Source organism: Methylibium sp. T29-B, from assembly GCF_000576225.1.
In the GTDB taxonomy this organism is placed as follows: Bacteria; Pseudomonadota; Gammaproteobacteria; order Burkholderiales; family Burkholderiaceae_C; genus Methylibium; species Methylibium petroleiphilum.
Window position 1 is genome coordinate 1 of sequence record NZ_AZSN01000030.1, and the last position, 17,593, is coordinate 17,593.

The 17,593-nt window shown below is 68.7% G+C and carries 17 protein-coding genes and 1 pseudogene; 2 read left to right on the forward strand and 16 right to left on the reverse strand.

Annotated elements, in window-relative coordinates; genetic code table 11:
* Window positions 1–263 precede the first annotated feature (263 nt).
* Entirely contained in the window at window positions 264–431 is a 168-nt protein-coding gene (locus tag Y694_RS24105; RefSeq protein WP_155935792.1) for a hypothetical protein, read from the forward strand.
* Window positions 432–491: 60 nt separating this feature from the next.
* Here the strand turns inward: Y694_RS24105 and Y694_RS07200 are convergent, their stop codons facing one another.
* The 9 genes from Y694_RS07200 to Y694_RS07240 form a co-directional block, all read right to left on the reverse strand.
* On the reverse strand, window positions 492–2,882 hold the full coding sequence (locus Y694_RS07200) for an RND family transporter (protein ID WP_036231129.1): 2,391 nt from the start codon (window positions 2,880–2,882) through the stop codon (window positions 492–494).
* A complete protein-coding gene (locus tag Y694_RS07205; RefSeq protein WP_231497573.1) occupies window positions 2,879–3,859 on the reverse strand; it encodes a YCF48-related protein in 981 nt (326 codons plus the stop codon). The genes Y694_RS07200 and Y694_RS07205 overlap by 4 nt, the downstream gene beginning before the upstream one ends.
* A 28-nt stretch (window positions 3,860–3,887) precedes the next feature.
* A complete protein-coding gene (gene dmpH / locus Y694_RS07210; protein WP_036231131.1) occupies window positions 3,888–4,676 on the reverse strand; it encodes a 2-oxo-3-hexenedioate decarboxylase in 789 nt (262 codons plus the stop codon).
* 16 nt (window positions 4,677–4,692) lie between these two features.
* Window positions 4,693–5,478 carry a 2-oxopent-4-enoate hydratase gene (dmpE, locus tag Y694_RS07215; RefSeq protein ID WP_036231133.1) on the reverse strand — a complete coding sequence of 262 codons (786 nt, stop codon included), beginning with the start codon at window positions 5,476–5,478 and terminating at the stop codon, window positions 4,693–4,695.
* Window positions 5,479–5,492: 14 nt separating this feature from the next.
* The gene (locus Y694_RS07220) at window positions 5,493–6,359 is read right to left on the reverse strand and encodes an alpha/beta fold hydrolase (protein WP_197028757.1); all 867 of its coding nucleotides are present in this window, start codon (window positions 6,357–6,359) and stop codon (window positions 5,493–5,495) included.
* 11 nt (window positions 6,360–6,370) lie between these two features.
* Window positions 6,371–7,825 (reverse strand): 2-hydroxymuconic semialdehyde dehydrogenase, encoded by a 1,455-nt coding sequence (locus Y694_RS07225; protein ID WP_036231138.1) that lies wholly within the window; start codon window positions 7,823–7,825, stop codon window positions 6,371–6,373.
* Between the two features lie 24 nt (window positions 7,826–7,849).
* A complete protein-coding gene (locus Y694_RS07230; RefSeq protein WP_036231140.1) occupies window positions 7,850–8,290 on the reverse strand; it encodes a heme-binding protein in 441 nt (146 codons plus the stop codon).
* 133 nt (window positions 8,291–8,423) lie between these two features.
* A complete protein-coding gene (locus Y694_RS07235; protein ID WP_036231142.1) occupies window positions 8,424–9,356 on the reverse strand; it encodes a catechol 2,3-dioxygenase in 933 nt (310 codons plus the stop codon).
* A gap of 32 nt (window positions 9,357–9,388) precedes the next feature.
* On the reverse strand, window positions 9,389–9,748 hold the full coding sequence (locus tag Y694_RS07240; protein WP_036231144.1) for a 2Fe-2S iron-sulfur cluster-binding protein: 360 nt from the start codon (window positions 9,746–9,748) through the stop codon (window positions 9,389–9,391).
* 205 nt (window positions 9,749–9,953) lie between these two features.
* On the opposite strand from Y694_RS07240, the gene Y694_RS07245 reads away from it, so the two are divergent.
* Window positions 9,954–10,850 (forward strand): LysR family transcriptional regulator, encoded by an 897-nt coding sequence (locus Y694_RS07245; protein WP_036231189.1) that lies wholly within the window; start codon window positions 9,954–9,956, stop codon window positions 10,848–10,850.
* Between the two features lie 19 nt (window positions 10,851–10,869).
* Here the strand turns inward: Y694_RS07245 and Y694_RS07250 are convergent, their stop codons facing one another.
* The 7 genes and pseudogenes from Y694_RS07250 to Y694_RS07280 form a co-directional block, all read right to left on the reverse strand.
* Window positions 10,870–11,928: an NADH:ubiquinone reductase (Na(+)-transporting) subunit F gene (locus Y694_RS07250; RefSeq protein ID WP_036231146.1), complete on the reverse strand. Its 1,059-nt coding sequence runs from the start codon at window positions 11,926–11,928 to the stop codon at window positions 10,870–10,872.
* Window position 11,929: 1 nt separating this feature from the next.
* Window positions 11,930–12,292: a phenol hydroxylase subunit P4 gene (locus Y694_RS07255; RefSeq protein WP_036231148.1), complete on the reverse strand. Its 363-nt coding sequence runs from the start codon at window positions 12,290–12,292 to the stop codon at window positions 11,930–11,932.
* Between the two features lie 16 nt (window positions 12,293–12,308).
* Window positions 12,309–13,895: an aromatic/alkene/methane monooxygenase hydroxylase/oxygenase subunit alpha gene (locus Y694_RS07260; protein ID WP_036231151.1), complete on the reverse strand. Its 1,587-nt coding sequence runs from the start codon at window positions 13,893–13,895 to the stop codon at window positions 12,309–12,311.
* A gap of 30 nt (window positions 13,896–13,925) precedes the next feature.
* A pseudogene (locus Y694_RS07265) lies at window positions 13,926–14,233 on the reverse strand (MmoB/DmpM family protein).
* Window positions 14,234–14,244: 11 nt separating this feature from the next.
* Window positions 14,245–15,243 carry an aromatic/alkene monooxygenase hydroxylase subunit beta gene (locus Y694_RS07270; RefSeq protein ID WP_036231191.1) on the reverse strand — a complete coding sequence of 333 codons (999 nt, stop codon included), beginning with the start codon at window positions 15,241–15,243 and terminating at the stop codon, window positions 14,245–14,247.
* A gap of 53 nt (window positions 15,244–15,296) precedes the next feature.
* Complete coding sequence (locus Y694_RS07275; protein ID WP_197028758.1) at window positions 15,297–15,584, reverse strand: phenol hydroxylase subunit; 288 nt, start codon at window positions 15,582–15,584, stop codon at window positions 15,297–15,299.
* 260 nt (window positions 15,585–15,844) lie between these two features.
* Window positions 15,845–17,497: a sigma-54-dependent Fis family transcriptional regulator gene (locus Y694_RS07280; protein WP_036231153.1), complete on the reverse strand. Its 1,653-nt coding sequence runs from the start codon at window positions 17,495–17,497 to the stop codon at window positions 15,845–15,847.
* Window positions 17,498–17,593: the final 96 nt, after the last annotated feature.

A 17,593-nucleotide genomic window follows, 5' to 3' on the forward strand; every position in this document is an offset into this window, starting at 1 on the left:
CGGGACGGGCGGCGGGGCTGGCCCGCGCGGGGGGTCGCGCCGGTTCGGCGCGCGGTCTCTTGTCTGTTCTTCATCGTTGTCTCCTCGCTGCGTGGGTTCCTTGGATGGAATCGAATGCACACCTTCTCTTGGAGCGGGCAGTCCCCTGCCCGCGCGTCTTCACTCCTGGGTTCGGGGCGGCGGCGTCTGCGGCCTCAGGCGGGCTGGAGCGCCGCAGGGTCTTGTCGTCGCTGCCCGGGGTCTCGGCGGTCACGAAGCGGGGCTTGAAGACCACGCACCAGGCCGGCACGATGAGCATGGCGGCGACGGCGTTGACGATGAATCAGCGCCGCGAGCGTGCGGCGCGACGGCCTGCCCGTCGTGCCGCGCACGCCCGGGTTATCGTCCAGCTTGGTCATCGGAGTCTCCTCTCCACTCTGTTGATTGATTGAGCTCACACATGCCAGGGGCCCGGCTTCTGTCGAGCCGGTGCCCTGCATTCGTTTCGGCAGTCAGGCCGCCTGTGCCGCGGCGGCCGGGATGGCGGCATGGCCGCCCGTGACGAACTTCGGCTTGAACACGACGCACCACGAGGGCACGATCAGCATGGCCGCCAGCGCGTTGACGACGAGCATGAAGCTCAGCAGGATCGCCGCGTCGGACTGGAAGCGCAGGTCGGACAGGAAGATCCACATCACCACGCCGGCGATCAGCGTGACGGCGGTGAAGCTCACCGCGTAGCCGGTGGTCGAGAAGGCGCGGACCGCCGCCTCCCGCACGTCGCCGACCTGCTCCATCTCCTCGCGGATGCGGTCCATGAAGTACACGGCGTAGTCGATGCCCACGCCGACCCCCACCGCGATCACCGGCACCGTGTTGACGCTGATGCTGATGCCGCGCCAGGCCATGAAGGCGTAGGTCATCACGGTCGCGAACAGCATCGGCAGCACCATCAGCCAGCCCGCGTGGAAGGACTGGTAGTACGCCATCACGAGCAGGAAGGCCGTGGTCATCACCACCGGGATGATGATCATGTGGTCGGTGTGCAGCGCCTCGTTGGCCGCGGCGCTGACGCCGATCAGCCCGCCGCCGAGCTCGATCTTCAGCCCCGGCACGCGCGACTCGATCAGCGCCTTGCCCTCCTCCGCCAGCGCGACGGCGCGGTTGATCGTCTCGGCGCGCTGGTCCTTGTAGAAGAACACCATGTTGGCCTCCGTCTCGTCGGGGTTGACGAACTCGGCCAGCGCGCCCGGGATCGGGCTCGACGCCATGTAGGTGAACATCAGCCCGCCGACCTCGGCCTCGTTGTCGGGGATCTGCATCCAGCGCGGGTCGTCGCTGTGGGTGATGCGGTTGACCGAACGCACCACCGCCGGCAGCGCCTTGACGCCGCCGAGCGCCGGGTCGGACTGCATATGGGCCTGGAAGGCCTCGATCGCGCGCAGCACCTCGGGCCGCTTGATGCCGCCCTTCTCCTCGGTGCGGGCGATGATGTGCAGCTCCTCCGAGCCGGGGAAGCGCGCGTTGATCGCCTGGGTCGAGACGTTGTAGTCGTGGTCGCGCTTGAGGATCGGCGAGCCGGCCTCCGATTCGCCGACCTGCACCTTGGCCGACATCATCGCGCCCCAGACCATCAGCACGCCGGAGACGGCGAGGATGGTCGCGGCGCCGGTGAAGGTGCCGCCGGTCTTGGTCATGACCGTCGCCAGGACGTTGCGCATGCCCTCGTTCTTGTTCTCCATCTGCTTGGGCTGGGGCAGCACGGTCAGCGCCAGCGGCACCATGAAGTGCACGGTGAAGATGACGGCCAGGCCCCAGAAGCCGGCCGAGATGCCGAGCTTCCAGTTGAAGGGCGCGGCGCCGAGCACCAGCACCGCGATGCCGATCGCATCGACCACGATCGCCAGCGAGCCGGGGCGGAACAGCGCGTCGAGCGCGTTGCGCGCGGCCTGCTTGCCGTTGTGCGTGATGGCCAGCTCCTCGTAGTAGCGCGCCACCAGCTGCACGCCATGCGAGGTGGCTCGCGCGGCGATCAGGAAGGGGATCGGCATCGACAGCGGCTCGAGGTTGAAGCCCACCGCGGCCATGAAGCCGAGGCCCCAGATCGAGCTCAACGCGATGCCCACCAGCGGCAGGAACACGCCGTAGAAGCGCCGGAAGTAGACGATCAGCAGCATCGCCAGCAGCGCCAGCGTGTACATCATGATCGCGATGATCTGGTTCAGGTAGGTGTAGACCCAGCCTGTCAGCACCGGGTTGCCGGTGACGTAGACCTTGTGGCCCGGCTGCTCGAGCTTGGCCCGCACCTCCTGCAGCGCGGCGAAGGTCTTGGCGTAGTCGATGTCGCCTTCGTTGAGCTGCACCTTGACCAGCGCGGCCTTCAGGTCGGGCGAGACGAGCAGGCCGTAGATGCGCGGGTTGGCGATCACGTCCTTGCGCAGCTGCTCGAGCTCCTCCGGCGTGCGCGTGGCCTTGCGCACGTCGTAATAGTCCTCGGAGGCGAAGTTGCCGTCGGCGGTGAGGTAGACCTTGCGCGCCGTGCGGTGGGTGAGGCTGGCGACGAGGTTGTGGTTGACGCTGGGCAGGCTGTCGAGGCCCTGGGTCGCGTCGTACACGAGCTTGAGCGTCGTGTCGTTGAAGATCGTGCCCTGCTCGACCTCCACCGCCATCACGATCATGTTGGCGCCGCCGAAGGTCTCCTTGATGCGGTTGTAGGTCTTGATGTAGTCGTGCTTCTGCGGGAGCAGGTCGCTGAAGTCGGTGTAGACCTTCAGCGCCGGCAGCTGCGTGGCGAAGCCCAGCGTCACGGCCAGGATCATCCCGAGCACGTACTTCGGATTGGCGAAGAGCCATTCCTCGCCGCGCATCAGCACGGCGACGATCCAGCTGCGCATGCTCTTCATTGCTGCACTCCCTTCAGAACCTCGGCGACGGCGAGCTTGCCCGGCGCCGACACCACATGCAATGCGCCGGCCGCCCCGGCGACCAGCAGCGAGTTGGCGTCGAGCACCGCGCCCGACGTCAGGTAGGCCGGCACCGCCAGCCCGTGGTCGAAGCGCTCCCAGGCCTCGCCCTTGAGCACGACCATCTGGCCGCCGGCGCCCAGGCCGTAGAGCTCGCTGCCCTGGCGCAGCAGCGAATACATCGGCGCACCGCTCGGGTTGGGCTGCGGCGCCCAGGTCTTGCCGCCGTCGGCGGTGTGCAGCAGCACGCCGCCGATGCCGGACGACCAGCCCTTCTGCGCGTCGACGAAGACGGTCGAGTAGGGATAGAAGTCGCCGGCGATGGCCGGCAGCGGCGTCCAGTTCGCGCCGCCGTCGCTGGTGGTCAGCACGGTGCCGAACTCGCCGGTGATGTAGCCGCGCTGCTCGTCGACGAACTGGATCGTCGTCAGGATCGCGTCCTCGCCGAAGTCCTGCTTGTTCCAGGTCGCGCCGCGGTCGGCGCTGCTCAGCACGGTGCTGTGGCTGCCGGCGACCCAGATGCGGCCCTTCGGGTCGCAGGTCACCGCCATCGGGTCGACCTGCTTGTCCAGCGGCACGGCCTTCCACTGCTGGCCGGCGGCATCGCCGATCCACAGCTTGCGGTAGAAGTCGATGCCGACGAAGCCGCCGTCGGGGCAGGCCGCCAGCGCGATCACCGAGGCCGGGCCGGCGAGTTCCTGGCGCGCCCAGCTCTTACCGACGTCGGACGAGACGACGATCGCGCCGCTGGCGGTGCCGGCGACGAGCACCTTGCCATTGTTCGATGCGGCCTGGAAGGTGTCGTTGCGCTGCACGGGCTTGGCGCGCTCGGCCTGCACCGGGCCGAAGTCGGGGGCCTGCACGCAGGCGGCCAGCGCGAGGCTGCTCGCCAGCAGGGCGGTGAGAAGGGGTTTCATCGGGGAGCTCATTGGAAGTCGGGTTCGTTCAGACGAAGCGCATCGAGACCTGGCCGAGATCCTGGAAGCGCACCGAGACGTGGTCGCCGGCGGCCACCGCGATGGCTTCGGTGACCCCGCCGGTCATGATGAAAGTGCCGGCCGGGATCTCCTGGCCGCGCGCGCCCAGGTGGTTGGCGAGCATCGCCACCGCCGCGGCCGGATGGCCCAGCACCGCGGCGCCGGCCGCCATCGCGACGACCTGGCCGTTCTTCTCGAGCACCACGCCGAGCGTGCGCAGATCCAGATCGGCCAGGTCGCGCATGCGACCGCCGACGACGAAGCGCGAGGCCGAGGTGTTGTCGGCCACCACGCTCTTCAGATCGAACTTGAAGTCGCGGTAGCGCGAGTCGATGACCTCGACCGCCGGCAGCACGAAGTCGATCGCCGCCAGCACCGCGCCGACATGGCAGCCGGGGCCCTTCAGCGGCGCCTTGGTGACGACGCAGATCTCGGCCTCGACCTTCGGGTGGATCAGCTCGGCGGTCCGGATCTCGCCGCCGTCGGGGCGGCTCATGTAGTCGGAGACGAAGCCGAACACGGGCACGTCGACGCCCATCTGCTTCATCTTCGCGAAGGAGGTCAACCCGGCCTTCAGGCCGACGGTCTTCTGGCCGCGCGCCTCCTTGCGGGCGCGGATCGCGTCCTGCACCGCGTAGGCGTCGTCCCAGTCCATCTGGGGGAAGTCGTCGGTGATCTTGGTGACGTCGCGGGCGTTCAGCTCGGCGCCTTCGAGGTGCTCGGCGAGCTGGGCGATGGTCTGTGCGTTGAGGTTCATGCGGTGCTCTCCCGGCTCATTCGACGAAGCGCACCGAGGTGCTGCCGAGGCCGCCGACGCTGCAGGTGAAGCAGTCGCCCGCCTTCACCGGCACCAGCGGGCTCTGCGAGCCCGAGAGGATCACGTCGCCGGCCTTCAGCGCGATGCCGAGGCGGCCCAGGGTGTTGGCCAGCCAGGCCACCGCGTTGACCGGCGAGCCCTGCACCGACGCGCCGGTGGAGGTGGAGACGATCTCGCCGTTCTTCTCCAGCACCATGCCGGCGACCGCGAGGTCGAGCTCGCGCGGGCTGCGGCGCACGCCGCCGAGGCTGAAGACGCCGCAGGAGGCGTTGTCGGCGACGGTGTCCTGGATCTTGATCTTCCAGTCGCGGATGCGCGAGTCGACGATCTCGAAGCAGGGCAGCACGAAGTCGGTCGCGCGCAGCACGTCGGCGGCGGTGACGCCGGGGCCGGTCAGGTCGCGGGCCAGCACGAAGGCGACCTCGGCCTCGGCCTTGGGCTGGATCAGCCTGGCGACGCTGACCGCCTCGCCCTCGTTGAAGACCATGCCGGAGAGCAGCTGGCCGAAGTCGGGCTGGTCGACCTTCAGCATGTCCTGCACGACCTTGCTGGTCACGCCGATCTTCTGGCCGATGATGCGTTCGCCGGCCGCCACGCGGCGCTCGATCATGCGCAGCTGGATGCGGTAGGCATCATCGATGGTGATGCCGGGCTCGCGCTCGGTCAGCGGCGCGACCGGCGTGCGGGCGAGCAGCGCTTCGTAGAGCTCGTCGCCGTAGGCGGTGATCTGTGGGGCGTCCATCTCGGTTCTCGGATTCAGGCGGCGGCGCGGTCGGCTTCGGCCAGGAAGTCGCCGACCAGACGCACGAAGCGCTCGTTGTGCTCGATCTGCGTCCAGTGGCCGCAGCGGCCGAAGACATGCAGCTGGCTGCGCGGGATCCAGTTCGCCAGCGTCAGCGAGGTTGCGACCGGGATCACCTGGTCGTCGCGGCCGTGGATGACCAGCGCCTCGTGCGGCAGCGCGCGGATCGCGGCCTCGGGGCTGGCGAGCTTCTCGATCCCCTGCTGGCGCGGCGCCGGGAACATCGCGCCGAAGCTCTCCTGGAAGCCGGGGCGGATGCTGGCCTCGTAGCGCAGCTTCGCGAGCTCGTCGTTGACCAGCGTGCGGTCGAAGGCGAACACGTCCATGATCCTGCGCATGTTCTCGAACGAGGGCGTGTAGCCCCACACCGCGTCGAGCCCCGCGGTCAGCGGGAAGCTCACGCCGGCGCTGCCCATCAGCACCAGCCGGCGCACGCGCTGCGGGTGGCGGATCGCCACCGCCAGCGCCAGTGCGCCGCCGAAGGAGTTGCCGACCAGGTCGGCCTGGGCGATGTCGAGCGCGTCGAGCAGGTCGATGGCCTGCTGCACCCACGCGTCCATCGTGTAGGCGCCAGCGCGATCCGGCGGGTTCGGCCGCTCGGTGTAGCCGAAACCGAGCATGTCGGGCGCGATCACGCGGCGCTCGCCGGCGAGCTTGGGCAGCACCAGGCGCCAGTTGGCCCAGGCGCTGACGCCGGGGCCCGAGCCGTGGATGAAGAGCACCGGCGGCTGGCCCGGCGCGCTCGCGCCGAGGTCGTGCACGTTGCTCGTAAACGCGCCAGTACGGACGGACTTGGCGATCTCGGGGTTGGTGGTGGTCATCGCCATGCCTCTCAGAGCTTCACGCAGACGTTGCGCAGCTCGGTGTAGAACTCGAGCGAGTGCACGCCGCCCTCGCGGCCGATGCCCGAGGCGCCGGAGCCGCCGAAGGCGGTGCGCAGGTCGCGCAGGAACCAGCTGTTGATCCAGCAGATGCCGACCTTGACCGCGCGCGCCATGCGGTGCGCGGTGCCGACGTTCTCGGTCCAGATCGTCGTCGCCAGGCCGTAGGACGTGGCATTGGCCAGCGCGGCGGCCTCGGCTTCGGTGTCGAAGGGCGCGAGGTGGACGCAGGGGCCGAAGATCTCCTCACGAACCACCGGAGAATCCTCCGACAGGCCGGTCCAGATCGTCGGCTGCACCCAGTGGCCTTCAGCCAAGGCGCCGCTCATCTTGGGCACACCGCCGCCGGTGACCACGGTCGCGCCGTCGGCCACCGCCTTGGCGTAGTAGGACAGCACCTTCTCGCGGTGCTCGGCCGAGATCAGCGGGCCCAGGCCGACGCCCGGCTCCTCCGACGGGCCGATCTTCAGCGCCTCGGCCTTGGCCTTCAGCGCCGCGACGAACCGGTCGAAGATCGGCCGCTGCACGTAGACGCGCTCGGTGCCGAGGCAGACCTGGCCGCAGTTCTCGAAGGCGCTGCGGGTGATGCCGGCCACCGCCTTGTCGAAGTCGGCGTCGGCGAACACGATGCCGGCGTTCTTGCCGCCGAGCTCGAAGCTGACCGGGCGCACGCCCTTCGCCGCGGCCGCCATGATGGCCTCGCCGGTGCGCGTCTCGCCGGTAAAGGTGATCGCGTTGACGCCCGGATGGCTGGTCAGGTACTCGCCGGCCGACTTCGGCCCGAAGCCATGCACGACGTTGTAGACGCCCTTCGGAACGCCGACCTTCTGCATGACCTCGCCCAACAGCGTGGCGGTGGCGGGCGTCTCCTCCGAGGGCTTGACGACGACGGTGTTGCCGCAGGCCAGCGCCGGGCCGACCTTCCAGGTCATCAGCAGCAGCGGCAGGTTCCAGGGGCAGACCACCGCCACCACGCCGAGCGGCGAGCGCAGGGCGTAGTTGATCGCGCTGCCGCCATCGGGCGTGGTCATCTCGAAGCTCTCGGTCGGGACGTTCTTGATGACATCCGCGAAGATCTTGAAGTTGGCAGCGCCGCGCGGGATGTCGACGTGCGAGGCCAGCGACAGCGGCTTGCCGGTGTCGGCCATCTCGGCGGCCAGGAAGTCGTCGAAGCGGCGGTTGATCTCGTCGGCCACCGCGTAGAGCAGTTCGACGCGCTCGGCCACCGGCATCTTGCCCCAGGGCCCGTCGAGCGCGGCCTGGGCGGCGCGCACGGCGGCGTCCACTTCGGCCTGGCCGGCCTCGTGGACCATGCCGAGCACGCGGTTGTCGACCGGCGCGCGGTTCGCGAAGGTCTTGGCGGTGGCGACGAAGTCGCCGTCGATGAAGTTCAGGTACTGTTTCATGATTCGTTTCGTTGGCGCTGCGCCTCAGCGCGGCGCGTCCTGCAGTCCGATTGCCGCGAGCCCGGCGCGCGCACACTCGGCGTCCTGCTCGGAGGTCGCGCCCGACACGCCGATCGCGCCGACGCGCAGCGCGCCCTCATGGGCCGGCACGCCGCCGCCCAGCACGACCAGCCGCGGGCGCACCGACAGGCCGACCTTGCGCATCTCGTTGTCGGCCAGCACGCCCGCCCAGCCCTCGGTCGGGAAGCCGAAGCTCACGGCCGTGTAGGCCTTGTCGATCGCGATGTCGATCGAGTGCAGGAAGGCCCCGTCCATGCGCCGCAGCGCAAGCAGCACGCCGCCGGCATCGACCGCCGCGGCGACGACGCGCACGCCCAGCTTTTCGGCGTGCGCGATCGCCGCCTCGACGGCGGCTTGCGCGGCCTGGCTCGACAGATTGCGCAACGGAATCGTGGGGTTCGTCATGTTGAAAGTCGGTGAAGGTGCTTTGATCGCCGGTCCCGCCGCAGCCCGCCCAGCAGACGCCGCGGATCCGGCTTCGCCGGGCCGCTGGCGTCGCCCCCTCGAGGGGGAGCGGCGCAGCCGCAACGGGGGTGGTTCAAGTCACCACCGACAGGAAGGCCTCGTTGAGCTTGCGGTCGTGATAGAAGATCGCGCGGCCGAGCTCGTCGTCGGTCCAGGTCAGCGTGGGCCGGTCCGGGTAGGCGATGTAGCCGCCGGAGAAGACCTCGTTGCGGTTGCCGCTCGGGTCGAAGAAATAGATCGTCTCGCCGCGCGTGATGCCGTGGCGCGTCGGGCCGATGTCCAGCGAGACGCGGTGGCGCGTGATGATGTCGGCCGCCTTCAGCACCTCGCCCCAGTTGTCGAGGATGAAGCTGGCGTGGTGGAACTTGTTCTTCTCCGGATGGCGGATGAAGGCCACGTCGTGCGGCTTGTTCGAGCAAGTCAGGAATGCGGCGATCTGCAGCCGGTCCGGACCCGCGACAACCTGCTCCGCCAGCTTGAAGCCGAGCACTTCGGTGAACAGCTTCACCGTGCCGTCGAGGTCGTCGCCGTACAGCAGGCAGTGGTCGAAGCGCGTCGGCGACATGCCCTTGAGGTTCTCCGGATAAACCTCCGGGTTCTCGAGCGGCATCATGTTGCCGACCTTCTCCTTCTCGGCGTACAGCTCGATCACGTGGCCGGTGGGCGTGGTGAAGCGGAAGCGCTCGCCGGTCTTGAGCATCTCGCCGGCCTCGACCCATTGCATCTCGGTGGCCAGGCCGCTGGCCTTCACGTTGTCGGCGAGCTTCTTCAGCGTGGCCGTCGAGTCGACCCGGAAGCCCATGAAGTCCATGCCGGCAGCTTCGGCCTCGCGCAGCACGACGCTGTGATGGTCGTGCTCGTCCCAGGCCTTGAAGTAGACGCGGCCCTGGGGATCGCGCGCGGTCTCCCACAGCCCGAGGACCTGGCTGTAATGCTTGACGGCGGCGGCGAGGTCGAGCACGCGCAACTGCACGTGACCGGGGCGCAGAACACCTGTGAGTGCCATCGGATGTCTCCTTGTGTGTGAGTGAGGTCGGGTCAGGAACGATGGGCCGCGGCGAGCGCGGCATCGAGGAAGGTGGAGCGGGCATGGCTGCGTTCGATGCAGCGCGCGAGCTTGTCGACCGCCGAGAGCCGCACATCGCTGGTCGGGTAGGCGCGGCAGGCCAGTACGTAGCCTGCGGCCTGTTCGTCGACCGTGACGTGCTCGCGGCTCATCTTCTCGGTGCGCACCGTGCCGGACTCGATGCGCACCTTGCAGACGCCGCAACCGCCGCCGCGGCACCCCACCGGGATGCCCTTGCGCGCGAGGGCCTCCATGCCGCCAAGCAGGGTGCAGCTGGCCGAGCAGCCGTAGGCTTCGCGGGTGTTCTCGATGTGGACTTCGTATCGCTCCATGGTCGGCTCATGTGTGCCGCACAGCGATGTCGGCACGCGTCCTTGTCTCCTGACCTGCGTGGCCGGCGGCCCGCGTTTCGATGCGCGGGTCCGTCGTCACGGTGCGTAAAGATAGAAAGACGGCTCGATACTGTCCAATACTCGATTTCGCAGAGTCGATACCATTTGGGTATTGGCGGTCAGTGACAACCCGGAGGCGTGGACCATGGAGATGAGGCAAATGCGCGAGTTCCTCGTGTTGGCCGAGGAACGCAACTTCCGGCGTGCGGCGGAGCGCCTGCACATGGCGCAACCGCCGCTGACGCGACAGATCCGCGCGCTCGAAGAAGAGATGGGCGCGCCGCTGTTTCTGCGCACGCCCAAGGGCGTGGATCTCACCGAAGCGGGCCAGGCCCTGCTGGAGGAAGTGCCCAACCTGCTGCGGCTGGCCGAGCGCGCCAAGCAGCGCACCCAGCTCACCGGCAAGGGGCTGATCGGCAAGCTCGAGGTCGGCGTGTTCGGCTCGGGCGTGCTGGACGTGATCCCGCGGCTGCTGGCCCGCTTTCACGATGAGCGCCCCGAGATCGAGATCGAGCTGCATCACCTGAGCAAGGCCCAGCAGATCGAGGCGCTGCGCGACCGGCGCATCATGGTCGGCTTCAACCGCCTGTTCCCGCCCCAGCCCGACCTGGCGATCGAGACGGTGCTGCGCGAGCGCCTGATGGTCGCGATGTACAAGACCAACCCGCTGTGCCGCAAGCGCGAGATCACGGTGCGCGACATGGACAACGCGCCGCTGATCGTCTATCCGGCGTCGCCGCTGCCGGGTCTGGCGCAGCAGGTCGCGAACGCCTTCCACAGCGAGGGCGCGCGGATGAACGTCGTGCAGTACGTCGAGGACGTGCTGACCTCGATCGCGCTGGTGGCGGGCGGCTTCGGCATCAGCGTCGCGACCGAGTCGACCGCGAGCCTGCAGCTGCCGGACGTGGTCTACCGGCCGCTCGCCAGCCGCACCTTGAAGGACATCGAGCTGGCCTGCATCCACCGCCGCGACGACGCCTCGCCTATCCTCGCGACCTTCCTCGACGTGGTGCGCGAGTTCGCGAAGGAAAGAGCCCGCTGAGCGCATCGCCGCGGTCCGGTCAGAGCTTGCGGAACAGCGGGCTGCGCGGCCCGCTGCCGGCCGCGTCGGCGGCGGTGAAGAACTTCTCGGTGTAGATGTCGCGCTCGAACAACCGCCCCTGCATCAGCGTCGCGATGCAGCCTTCGATCATCGGCGGCGGCCCGCACAGATAGGCCTTGTGGCCGCGGAAGTCGCCGTCGAAGCGTGCCTTCAGCGCCTCGTGCGCATAGCCGCGCGCACCGCTCCAGTTCGAGTCCGCCGGCAGGTCCGACAGCGCCGGCACGTAGCTGAAGTTCGGGTGCTTGGCCGCGAGGCCCTCGAACAGCTCGCGGAAGTAGAGCTCGCCCTCGTTGCGCGCACCCTGCACCAGCGTGATCGGAAGCCGGCAGCCCTCGGCCAGCAGGTCGAGGATCATCGACTTCGGGCTCGACAGCCCCGAGCCGCCGGCGACGAAGATCAGCGGGACGCCCGCCGACTTGCGCACGAAGAAGCGCCCGCTCGGCGCGGTGAAGTGCAGCGTCTGGCCGACCTGCAGCGTGTCATGCAGCCAGCCGGTGGCACGGCCCTCGGGCACGCGGCGGATGTGCAGCTCGATCAGCGCTTCCGCCGGGCTGTTGGCGATCGAGAACGCGCGCTCGCCCTCGACGCCCGGCACCTGCAGCATCACGTACTGGCCGGCCTGGAAGGACACCGGCCGGTCGGGCTTCAGCCACAGTCCACGGATGGTGGGCGTGAGCATGCGCGCCTCCACCAGCTCGGCGCGGTAGTCCTCCAGCGGCAGGAACTGCGCGTCGGGGTCCTCGTCGATGTCGGCCTCGACGACGATGTCGGTGCTGGCCGTCGCGCAGCAGGCGAGGATCTTGCCCTCGTCGCGCTCGAAGTCCATCAGCGCGAAGCTCGACGAATGGTTGTGCTCGCACTCGCCCTCGAGCACCTGGACCTTGCAGGTGCCGCACACGCCGTGGCCGCAGGCATGCGGCAGCCAGACGCCGGCGCGCAGGCAGGCGTCGAGCACGGTCTGCCCGTCGCGCACCGCGACCGCCTGGCCCAGCGGCTCGATCGTGATGCGATAGCTCACGTCAGCTCCGCGAACCGCCGATGCCGCGCAGCCCCGGCGTGCGGAAGCGGATCACCGACTTGTGCACCAGGCCGTTGTCGGCCAGCGACTTGTCGGCGTCCGGCTTGAACGGCGCGCCGCCATGCGTCCAGACCGCCTTCGACCAGTCGATCACGGCGAAGTCCGGGTGGCTGCCGTAGACGCCGGGCAGCACCTCGCCGAGCAGCGCGCCGAAGGGCATGGACGGCGGCAGCGGCAGCGCGACCGGCGAGCAGAACAGCAGGTGCTCGTCCCAGCAGATGTAGAGCAGGCGGTTGCCGTGGAACTTGTCCTCGGTGTCCTGCTGTGGGCCCGCGTAGTCGGGCTTCAGGGCGATGGTGGGCATGTCGGGGCTCCTCGGCTCAGGCGGCCTTGGGCTCGGTGGCGGGAGGCGTCAGGTCCTGGCCGGTCCAGCGCTCCCAGTTGCGGCGGTCGGGCGAGGTGGCGAAGTCGCCGCTGTCGGCCCCGGGCTTCACGTGGTAGTAGTCGAGCACCGCGGCCAGCGGGTTGAAGCCCGGCGCCGTCGGGTCGGTGCCCTCAAGGAAGCAGTTGCCCTGGTAGATCTGGTGCACCGGCATCCAGGCCTGGACGTACTTCTCGGGTTCTTCCTTGAAGATGTCCATGCAGCCGTCCGAGCAGCAGTGGTACTTCATGCCGTGGTAGGAGGTCTCGCGCAGGCTGATGCGCGTCGGGTCCGTGACCTCGGTGAAATGGCACGGCACCTGGCAGACCTGGCACAGCATCGGCAGCGTGTCGTTGCGCCACATCTTCCCGTGCTCCTTCTCGTAGGCGGCCAGCCACTCGAAGCGCGGGCGGTAGATGGCGTCGAAGCTCTCGGGGTACTTCTGGCTCAGCCAGTCGAGCTCGTCGGGCTGCGGCACCCAGGTCAGGAAGTCGGCCGCGTGGCCGTAGTTGTTGAAGGTCGCCCAGGCGATGTGCGAGAGGTGCTGCTTCTCGGCGGTGGCGATCTCGTGGTACTTCGGCATGCGGATGCCGTAGCGGGCCAGGTCCTGGAACAGCGCGCCGCCGTTCTGCTCGAAGTACATCTCCCAGGCCTCGGCCCAGCTCATCACGCGCTTGGGCAGCATGTAGTCCATCATCATCGCCACCAGCGTCAGCAGGCGGTGGCCGCGCCAGAACCACTTGTCGATCCACTTCTGGATGATCGGCACGTTGCCCGGGTCCTGTTCGAGCATGAACTTCACGACCTCGAGGCCCAGCGTCATGTGGCGCGACTCGTCGGACTGCGCCGAGAAGCCGAAGGTCACGGTCGCCATGTCGCCGTTGAAGGCGGCGCCGCTCATGAAGGGCATGAACAGCAGGTTGGTCAGCACGTACTCGAAGGAGAACGAGATCGCGGTGACGAACTCGAAGGGCCCCGCGGTCATCGCGTCCTCGAAGTAGGACTTGGGCACCGACAGGTACCAGATGCGGTCGTGCATCCACTGCGGGTCGTGCAGCCCGTCGAAGTACTTGTTGAAGTGGCTGATCGTGTGGAACTGCGTCTGCGCGTGGCGCAGCTCGTCGATCGACTGCATCTGCGCCGCCACCCGCGCGCCGACGCCGCGGAAGGCACGGCCGGCCATCGCGTAGCCGCGGTGCGCCTGGTACTCGAGCGGCGACACGCCGGTCAGGAACAGCTTCAGGGTGCTCAGGTAGCGCGGATCGCTGATGTTGAACTGGCCCTGGTTCTGCTGGAACGCATCGATGATCGCGTAGAGCTTCTTCTCCTTCTCGCCCTGGAACTTCCAGTAGGCGTCCATCGTCAGGCGGAACGGGTCCTCCCACTTGTCCCAGTCGTGGATCTTGATGCCCTCGAACTGGTCGAAGGGGAAGACGTCGTCCATAGACTGGTAGGTGGTCTCCCAGCCCAGGCCGCGGGTCATCATCGCGTAGCGTTCCTTGATGCCCAGGCGCTTGGCGGGCTTGGCGGCGGCGGTTTGGCTCATGCTTGTCTCCTCGTACGGCTGGGCTTGGGATCAGGCGCGGGCGCCCCACTGGAGCGTGAAGGCGTCGTCGGTCTCGTCGATGTTCCGGACAGCGAGATCAGGTTCAGGTGCAGCTCCTGCACGTCCCAGTGGCGGCCGAGCTGCTCCTCGACGCTCTCGCGACGGATGACCAGGCGCCCGGGCGAGTCGATCTTCACCATCGCCGGGTACTCGGTGACGGTGGCCTCGGGGTTGTCGGCGACGATGGCCTCGACGATGCCGCGCGAGATGTCGTTGCTGACCAGCGAGATGAAGACCGGCGGGCGGGCAGTGGGGGCGGCGGTGGCGGTGGCGTTCATGTCGGGTCTCCTCAGGCCTCGATGCCCAGGCGGGCGATGCGGGTGTCGAATTCGCTGCGCACGGCGGCCAGCGCCGCGGCGCCCTGCTCGCCGAGCGCCAGCGCGGCCAGCGGCACCAGCGCGCGCTGCACCTCGTCGCGCCAGGCGGCGACCCACTGGCCCAGGCGCTCGGCGTTGGCCGGCGACTCCTGCGCCGCGGTCTTGACGGTGGCGTCGACCCAGCGCGCCGTCTCAGCGTACCAGTCGTTCATGAACTCGGTCAGCATCGCCAGCGCGTTGCCGGTGCGCGGGCTGAGCTCGTCGACGGTGTGGCGGTAGATCAGCGGGTACAGCAGGCCGTCGAACACCAGGTTCTGCGCGACGAAGAGCTCGAACCAGTCCTTGGTGACGAACAGGTTCTCCAGCACGCGGCGCACGCCCTGCCAGGCGGGGTCCGACAGCCAGGCGATCTTGCCGGCGTCGAGCGAGCTGCCCTGGCTGCCGTCGAGCAGCAGGCCGATGCGCGAGAGCTGCTGCGCGATGCCCAGCCGGTCCATCGCCGCGTACGAGCAGGCCTGGGTGACCGCCGTGCCGTAGCCGTAGGCGCAGCAGTAGGTGTTGTTCATGTTGCCGCCCCATTCGTAATGGCGCAGCGGCACCAGCACGCGGGTCAGCGTGTCGCGCGTGGCGTCGTCGAGCGCGCCGAGCAGGTTGCGCTTCTCGGCGAACTCGAACTGCTTGTCCACGCCCTCCTGCTGCTTGGCTCGCGCCATCGTGTACACGCCGTAGTAGTAGTGGCGCGGGTCCTTGAACGCGTACCAGTCGGCCATCACGATGCTGGAGCGCCGCACATCGAACACGTGGTGCTCGGCGTCCCACAGCGGCCGGTAGTGCCAGTTGGTGGTCGGCTGCATGTCCAGCGTCGCCTCCTGGTAGCGCGACGCGGGCTTGTCCGCACCCAGCCGGCGCGCCACGTGCGAGAAGGTCTGGCGGACCGGATGGATGTCGGTGGTCTTGATGTCGACTTGCACGGCCTTGTCTCCTGTGATGCTCTGTCTGCTGTCTGGTTCGCGATCGATCTCGATCAGTCGGTGATGCCGGGGGCGCCGAAGCGCCACTTCATGCGCTCGAAGTCCAGCCGCGCGCCTTCCTCGGCGCTGAGGTGGGTGACCTCGTGCGTCGCGCAGAACTCGCGGAACTGCTCGAACTGCATCACCAGTTCGACCGACAGTTCCGGGTCGCCGACCGCGAACTCGAACTCCACGAAGCGCTCGTCCAGCGTGCCAGTGACACGCACATAGCAGGGCTGGCCGGTCATCCGGGCCGCCGAGCCCGACGACGACCGGGCAGTCTTGGGGGGCGCGAGCTTCATTTGTTCAATCCATCACTTCGGCCCTGGCGAACCGCCTGGACGGACTGATAAGGGCAACGGCCGTGCCAATTGCGCCAAGTGCTTGATTCACAAGCCCTCGACGCCAGCGCCGGCGCGAACCCAGGGTTGCCCCGGATACGGAGCTGATCAGTTGCTGCAGCGCAGCTTGATCATTTGGTGAAGTGCCGGCGCACATGAAAAAGCCGCCCGGCCGCCGAGAGGCGACGGGGCGGCTCGAGCCGCGGGCCGGCGGAGCGCGGTCAGCCGGTCGGCAGGCCCTCCTTCTTGAGCCGGTAGGCCAGCTGCGGCCGGGTGATGCCGAGCAGGCGCGCGGCCTGCGACAGGTTGCCCTTGGCGCGCTGCATCGCCGCCTGCATCATGCGGCGCTCCAGCGACTCGAGGTCGATGTGGTGCTCGAAGGCCTCGTCGCACAGGCGGCCGAGGGCGTCGGGGTGGACCTCGGTCACGCGGCCCTTCGCATCCAGACTGCCCTCGCTGGCGCGCAGCGCCGGTTCACCGAACAGGTGACAGGCCTCGATCGGGCCGTTGGCCGGCGCCAGCAGCACGGCGCGCTCGATCACGTTCTCCAGCTCGCGGATGTTGCCGGGCCAGGCGTGGCTCAGCACCTGGCGCATCGCCTTGTCGGTCAGGCCGCGCAGCTTCTTGTTGTAGAGCTCCCCGTATTTCTCCAGGAAACGCTCGATCAGTGCCGGGATGTCGGTGGTGCGCTCGCGCAGCGGCGGGATCGTGATCGGAAAGGTGTTGAGCCGGTAGAACAGGTCGCTGCGGAAGCGGCCGGCCTGCATGGCCTGCTGCAGGTCGACGTTGGTGGCCGCGACGATGCGCACGTCGATCTTGGTGGCGTGCTCGGAGCCGAGCCGCTCCACCTCGGCCGTCTGCAGCGCGCGCAGCAGCTTCACCTGGGCCGCCAGCGGCAGGTCGCCCACCTCGTCGAGGAACAGCGTGCCGCCGCTGGCGCGCTCGAAGCGCCCGGCGCGCGCCAGCTGCGCCCCGGTGTAGGCGCCCTTCTCCACGCCGAACAGCTCGGCCTCGATCAGCTCGTGGGGGATCGCCGCGCAGTTCACCGCGATGAACGGGCCGCCGGCGCGCGGGCCGTTCTCGTGCAGCCAGCGCGCGAACATCTCCTTGCCCACGCCCGTCTCTCCGAGCAGCAGCACGGTGATCGCGCTGTCGGCCGCGCTGCGCAGCAGCTCGAAGGCGGCGCGGAAGCCCGGCGACACGCCGATCAGCTTGCGGTCGTACTGGCGCCGCGCCTGCACCGCGCGCAGCTGCTCCAGGCCGATGCTGTAGTCGATCAGCTGCTGACCGATCACCTGCGGGCGGAAGTAGCTGAGATAGGCCTCGTCGCGCCAGGCCTCGGCCGGCTGGCCGATGATGCGGCAGCGGCTGTCGCCCTGGCTGCGGCATTCCATTTCCTTGAACACCACCAGCCGGCCCATGAAGGCGCTGGTGTAGCCCGAGGCATAGCCGATCTGCGTCCAGCAGGCCGGCTCCTCGCCGAAGCCGAAATCGGCGATGTTGGCCTCGTCCTCCCAGGAGTTGGTCCACAGGAAGTCGCCGAAGAAGTGTCCGGTGGCAAGGTTCATCTCGAGCGCCACCTTCTCCACGCTGACCGCACCTTCCAGGGCGTGCAGCTGCGGCCCGAGCAGGAAGGCCTCCTCGTTGCTCTTGCCGCTGCCGCGCTGCTTGACCGCCAGTTCGCCGTCGTGACGGCCGGAAGCGAAGCCCATGCGCACCAGCAGGCCGCGGGCGCGCTCGACGCCCAGCGAATCGAACAGTTCCTTGCGCAGCGCGGCCAGCGCGCGCGCGTGCAGCAGCAGCATGCGCTGCTCGTCGAGCCAGATGTGCCCGGATGCCGCACTGAATCTCAGCAGCGACAGAGGATCGCCCACGACAAATCTCCTGCAAGAGCGCGGCCGGGCCGCACGGGCGGGGCTCGAGCGACCCCGTTGACCATCCCGTCCGGATTATCGGAGACGCGGCACGCG